At 67.5% G+C, this 6,457-nt stretch carries 3 protein-coding genes and 2 tRNA genes; 1 reads left to right on the top strand and 4 read right to left on the bottom strand.

What is annotated here, in order from left to right; all coding sequences use genetic code 11:
* Positions 1-919 precede the first annotated feature (919 nt).
* From ACWEOE_RS41935 to ACWEOE_RS41920, 4 genes are all read right to left on the bottom strand, one after another.
* Positions 920-2,079, bottom strand: a protein-coding gene (locus ACWEOE_RS41935) for an IS3 family transposase (protein WP_452019395.1) whose coding sequence is annotated in 2 segments (ribosomal slippage) — positions 920-1,798 and positions 1,801-2,079 — 1,158 coding nt in all. Because the reading frame shifts where the segments join, the coding sequence is not laid out codon by codon here.
* 1,195 nt (positions 2,080-3,274) lie between these two features.
* Positions 3,275-3,347, bottom strand: a tRNA-Glu gene (locus tag ACWEOE_RS41930).
* A 102-nt stretch (positions 3,348-3,449) separates the two neighbouring features.
* Positions 3,450-3,521: transfer RNA gene (locus ACWEOE_RS41925), tRNA-Gln, on the bottom strand.
* A gap of 50 nt (positions 3,522-3,571) precedes the next feature.
* A complete protein-coding gene (locus ACWEOE_RS41920; protein ID WP_452019393.1) occupies positions 3,572-4,408 on the bottom strand; it encodes an HAD family hydrolase in 837 nt (278 codons plus the stop codon).
* Between the two features lie 344 nt (positions 4,409-4,752).
* Here ACWEOE_RS41920 and ACWEOE_RS41915 point away from each other — a divergent pair, with 344 nt between their 5' ends.
* The gene (locus ACWEOE_RS41915) at positions 4,753-5,994 is read left to right on the top strand and encodes an FAD-dependent oxidoreductase (protein ID WP_452019392.1); all 1,242 of its coding nucleotides are present in this window, start codon (positions 4,753-4,755) and stop codon (positions 5,992-5,994) included.
* Positions 5,995-6,457 lie beyond the last annotated feature (463 nt).

Genomic DNA, 6,457 nt, shown 5'->3' with positions numbered 1-6,457 from the left:
CGAAGAAGACCCCGGCCAAGCCGGCGGCCAAGCGCACCAGCGCCGCCAAAAAGAAATAACACCACCCCGGCCCACAGCCGGGAACACGCACCACATGCGGCAGGGCCCCCTCCCACCACGGGACGGGGCCCTGCCGCATATCCGGGGTGTTGTGCCCGCGACCGGTGGCTCCGAGCTCGAACCGCCTGTCCAGCACCAGACGCTGACTGATCTGAGTGCCGCCAGTTTCGCCGCGCCGGCCGCCCGAAGTGCACCTCCCGCACATCACCCTGCAATTGCTCGGAAACTCACTTAGCTTGGCTGCGTATTTCTCCCGCGCAAACCGCGCTATCAATCGATCCGACTCGCCTTCTGTCGCAATAGCTCGGTGCACCAGACAGTTCCACGACGATGAGGTATCGCCTTTGCCGTAAAGACGTGGACCATGACCTGTCCCCAGTTCACAAACCGACGCCGATCCCCATCGCCAATCACACTCCCGCCCCAACCGCACACAGAGCATTGCCCACACACGTCTTTCCCCAGCCTCACCGCTGCTACGGCAACGTCGTCCCCGACGAACACCGCAGCCCCATAGACACCTCATCCCCGACTCCAGAAGCCAAGCCCGTCCTGGATCGCACCACGCTCAATCCGAACCCCACTAACCCTCTCGACGCACGGCCTCGACCGCCAGCCACGTCCTCGCCGACCAAGCTTGCGTCGGCCGTCCTCAGGCCCGCGAGCTCTCGACAACGACCTCGCCCTCGCCTCCCTGACCAGCCCCACGCCACCGGCAGACTACGAAGACGCCCCAACCCGATCGCCGACGACCGGCGGAGCTCAGCCGTCAGCCTTCGGCCCACAACGACGTCCCCACATGACGTTCTCTGGCTCTGGGGTCTGCCCAGGGTCTGGTTGACACCGGAGTTGGCTGTTTTCAGGCCGCTGTTGCGGTGGTGTAGATGGTCTCAAACTCGACTGGGGTGAGCTTGCCCAGGGCGCGTTGGCGGCGTTTGCGGTGGTACTTTGTCTCGATCCAGGACACGATCGCCAACCGGAGCTCCTCACGCGTGCGCCACCTCCGGGTGTCGAGAACATTCTTTTGCAGCAAAGAAAAGAACGATTCCATCGCAGCGTTGTCACCGCATGCGCCGACCCGCCCCATCGACCCGGTCAGCCCATGCGCGTGCAGGAGGCGCTGGTAGGGCGCCGATCGGAATTGGGCGCCGCGGTCGGAGTGGACCACGACACCGTGCGGGTCGCGCAGGGCGATGGCGTTGCGCAGCGCACTGACGGCGAGTGAGGCCCGCACGTGCGAGGCGATGGAGTATCCGACGATCTTGTTGGAGTAGCAGTCCTTGACCGCACACAGATACAGCTTGCCCTCGCCGGTGGGGTGCTCGGTGATATCGGTCAGCCACTTGGTATTCGGCGCGGTGGCGGTGAAATCCCGGCGCACGAGGTCGTCGTGCACCGGCGGCCCCGCCATGCGGGAACGGCCCTTCTTCTTGGCATGCACGGAAAAGATCCGTTGCATCGAGCAGATCCGCCACACCCGGTTCTCCGAGGCGGTGAACCCGCGCCGGGCGAGCTCGTCGGCGATGAACCGGTAACCGTCGGCCGGGTCGTCGGCGTGGATCTCGAGCGCGGCGTCGATCAGGTGCGCGTCGTCCCAGTCCCGCTGGCAGACCGGGGACGACTGCCACTGGTAGTAGGCCTGCCGGGAGATGCCCAGCACCCTGCACGTCACCGCGACCGGCACCCGCACACGGGCGCCGGCCGCGGCCAGGTCACGGACGAGCGGGAAGACTATTTTCCCGGCAGATTGCCCTGCGCCAGATAGGCCGCCGCCTTGCGCAGGACCTCGTTCTCCTGCTCCAGCAACCGGTTACGTTTACGCAGTTCCCGCAGCTCAGCGGACTCATCCCGGGTCACGCCGGGCCGGGTGCCGTCCTCGACATCGGCCGCGCGCAGCCAGTTCGCCAGACACGACTCGGAGATCCCGAAATCCTTGGCGACCTGCTTCAATGGGACCTCGCCGCGGCGGGCCACGGCCACGACGTCGTCACGGAACTCACGGGGATAGGGCTTGGGCACGGTGACATCCTTCCAGGCGAGGCCGAAGCCTCACAGGTGAGGTGTCAACCAGACCCTGGGCAGACCCCTGGCTCTGGCTCTGGCTCTGGCTCTGGCTCTGGCTCTGGCTCTGGCTCTGGCTCTGGCTCTGGCTCTGGCTCTGGCTCTGGCTCTGGCTCTGGACAAACCACCAGACATCCCCAGAACAACATCAACCCCAGAACCGTCTAACTCCCCTACCCCGGCACGGCGAAATCGCGAAGCCCACACACGACTGCCCCTCCGCCGGCCAACAACCGCACGCCAGGAGCCTCACCAACTAGCCACGCCCACCCCAGCGACATCAGCCTCCTCGCCCACCGGCCGCACCCGCCCCCGTGCGGCCTCCGAATTCGCTATCCGCGCCCGCCTTCAACCTCTGCCTTCGGCAGCCACCCCCATGCCCAGGGACAGCTCCACCCGCCCCGACGGGCTGCCCCCTCCCAACGAACTTGCCTTTCGCCCCCAACACCCGCGCCTATTTCCAGCGACGGCCGTGTCCACGCCCGCCTTCACGCGGCCGCCCCCAACACCAGCAGCTCTTCGCGAGGTGGGCCCGCGACCAGGTGCTGCCCGGCTCGAGCGTGCGATGGATGATCAGCTCGGCCAGCGCGTCGTGCACGACCTGGCGCAGCGGCGCGGCCCGCTCGGCCGTGCACTCTCACCGGCTCGCCCCCACCTCAAACAACACCGACCTCCGCACCCACCGGCCGCGCCCACCAACCGTCGAGCCGCCACACCCACCGGCCGCGTCCACCCCAACCGCCGAACCCCCGCACTGACCGGCTACGTCGCCCGAACCACGGAGCCTCCGCACCCACCGGCCGAGTCGCCCCAACCATCGAGCCCCGCACCCACCGGCCGCGCTCACCCCAACCACCGCGACTCCACACCGGGCGGCACGCACTTACCCCAACAGCGACTGCCTGCGCATCCACTGGCCCACGCGCCCACGCCCGCCGCAACGACCGCCGTCGCGCACTCCCACTTCGCGCCCGATCCCAGCGGCCGCATCAGCGCCGAAACCCACTTAAGGCGCCACCGCAACAGTCCCGTGTAGACACACCACGCCGCCCCACCAACCGAGCCACCCCACCCACACTCGGCCCAAAACACCCAACCCCAGAAATGCCAAAACCCAGGTCCGCAATCGCGGAACCTGGGCTGTGACTATCTGTACCCCCGATGGGATTCGAACCCACGCTACCGGCGTGAGAGGCCGGCGTCCTAGGCCGCTAGACGACGGGGGCTTAGGATCTTTCCCCGTTTCCGGGGAGCTATTCTGTTTTTCTTGCTGGAGAGAACTTACCAGAGGCGATTTCTCGCTCCGCAGGGGGGGTCACTCTCCGCAGCTGGGGTACCAGGACTCGAACCTAGACTAACTGGACCAGAACCAGTCGTGCTGCCAATTACACCATACCCCAGTGAGGCGCTTTCCCGGCTTGGCCGGTTCAGCACCGCACGAGGAGAAATACTAGAGCACGCTGCCACGCACCTGCGCAGCGGGGGTCCCTGCGACACGCTGGGCCGGGACGCCGACGGTCGCGTACTCGGAAACCAGCAGCTCAGGCAGCTCGTCGAGGCTTGTGACCGTGTGTACACCGGCCGGTGCGCGTTCGCCGGTGCGACCGGTCCCGTCGCGGTCGAGCCAGACGGCGCCGAGGCCGGCGGCGTGCGCGCCGATGGCGTCGGTGTCGAGCTTGTCGCCCACGTGCACCGTCTGCGCTGGGTCGCAGCCAAGTCCCCGGCACACCGAGTGGAACATCACAGGGTCGGGCTTCGCGACGCCGATCTCGCCGGCGATGGCCACGTGGTCGAAGAACGGCGCCAGCCCGAGGTCCGCGATCTTGCGACGCTGGTGGGCCCCCGACGCGTTCGTCACGGCCGCGAGCAGCAGCCCGGCCGCGCGCAGCCACTCCAGGCACGGCAGTACGTCGTCGAACAGTTGCCACGAGGTGGCAAGAATGTCCCGGCGGCGCGCCTCGAACGCGGTCACCTGCGCGGAATCGGCGGAGATACCGAGCTCGGCGAGGAAGCATTCGGTACGGCGGTGGTGCATCACGTCATAACCGAGTTTTCCCGCGACGACCAGCGCCACGTGCTCCTCGGTGATCAAGTCCCACAGGGGCCAGAGATCGCTGCGACCGGTGAGGGCGTGGAGGCTGTGGCGAATCGCGGCAGTGCAGTCGATCAGTGTGTCATCGATGTCGAGGCAGACCAGACGCAGTTCCGGAGGCGCCCACGGTTCGGGTTCGACCGGTTCCGGAGGGGCGGTTCGCGAAGGGGTCGGGGGTGCCACGGCGAAATCCACCCAGTGAGGCTAGGGCACGCGCCGCGTTCGCAACGCGGCCAAAAAGGTGATTGCAGCTCCCCTGATCCGGCGCACGGCGTCTACTCCCAGTGCGGGGAAAGTGTTGATCCCGTGACGACACCGGAATCCCGGCCAACCAGGTGGGTGAACCGCTTCGAGCGACACCGGTGAAACGGTTCAAGTGGCCACTTTGCCACGAAACCCCGCACGGAAGCGCAAACCACACGCGCAATGAGTCCCTTGTGGACAGTCACCGCTGTGACGCAGCAGCCACTTGACGTCAACCCTCCCCGGGTGCATCCTGAACTTATTCAACAGGTGATGAAAAGGGGGAGTTGAGTCGGATGACCGAGCACACGCGCTGTGTGGTCGTCGGCGGCGGGCCTGCGGGCATGGTCGCCGGCCTGATCCTGGCGAGGGCGGGCGTCGAGGTGACCGTGCTGGAGAAGCACGCCGATTTCTTGCGCGATTTCCGCGGCGACACGGTCCACCCGTCCACCCTCACGCTGCTCGACGAGCTCGGCCTCGGCGAAAAGTTTGACGCGATCCCGCACAGCGAGCTGACGAAAGCCGGCTTCCCCACCGAGGATGGCGGCCTCATGACACTCGCCGACCTGTCGCTGCTGAACGTTCCACACCCCTACATCGCGATGGTTCCGCAATGGGACCTGCTCAACCTGCTGGCCGAGACGGCACAGAAGGAACCGACGTTCACCCTTCGCCTCGAGACGGAGATGACCGGCCTGCTCCGCGCGAACGGCCGCGTCACCGGCGTGCGCTACCGCACACCCGACGGCACCGAAGGCGAGCTCCAGTCCGACCTCGTCATCGCCGCCGACGGGCGGTGGTCGCTCGCACGCCGGTCGGCCGGCCTCCAGCCGCGCGAGTTCGACTGTCCCTTCGACGCGTGGTGGTTCCGCATTTCCCGTCACGAGGGTGAAAACGGCTCCATGCTCATGCCGCGCATGAACCACCGGCGCTTCGCCGTGCCGTTGCCCCGCAACGGCTACTACCAGATCGCCTACCTGGCCCCAAAGGGTGAAGATCTGCGGGCCGCGGGCATCGAGCAGTTCCGCCGCAACGTCATCGACGTGTGCCCCGAGTTCGCCGACCGCGTCGGCGAGCTGAAGACCATGGACGACGTCAAGTTCCTCGACGTCCGCCTCAACCGCCTGCACCGCTGGCACACCGACGGCCTCCTCTGCATCGGCGACGCGGCGCACGCGATGTCACCGGTCGGCGGCGTCGGCATCAACCTCGCCGTCCAGGACGCGGTCGCCGCCGCAACCCTCCTGGCCGAATCCCTACGGCGCGGCCGCGTGTCCGAGGCCGACCTCGCGAAGGTCCGCAGCCGTCGCCTTGTGCCGACGATCGCCGTCCAGTCCCTGCAACGGCTCCTGCACCGCGCCGTCATGCGCCCCGTGATGGTCGGCCGCCGAGACGGTCCGCCGCCCCAGTTCATCGCGCTGTTCGCCCGCTTCCCGAAGTTCGCGTACGTGCCTGCGCGCCTGCTGGGCTTGGGTTTCCGTCCCGAACACGCCCCGGCGTTCGCCCGCCGCCCGATGGAACCGGCCGGCAAGAAATAGCCGCTGCGCGTCAACGCGGCCGTTAGCGCCCGCGCCGCCACCCGGTCCGCTTACCGTCCCGACCCGCATCGTGCTCGGCCACCGCGACGTCCTCATCCCACCGGCCTTACTCACGAACACCTCCCCAACCCGCGGCCTCCCTCCGCATCGACGTCCTCCAGACGGCGGGCCACCTCATCCCCCAACGACACACCCCACCGCGGTCATCGCGGCAGCCCACTTCTCGCCACCTGACGACAACCCACATCACCGCTCCCCCGGCTTGCCCAAAATCGCAGCTCACCAGGGTTTCTCTGGTATTCGCCACTGAACGGGAACGCCTCGCCCCACCCCGCGACCCGGCATCCGCGCCGGCCATCCCGCGTCGCCACCTAGCTGTTGCGGGTCGTGACGTTGGTGTCGGCTGGTGGGGCCTGAAGATGGGGACGGGTCTTTCGGCGGCAGGATGAGAAGTGCGACCCAC

Source organism: Amycolatopsis sp. NPDC004368 (assembly GCF_053602515.1).
This window is presented reverse-complemented; position numbering and strand designations above follow the sequence as displayed.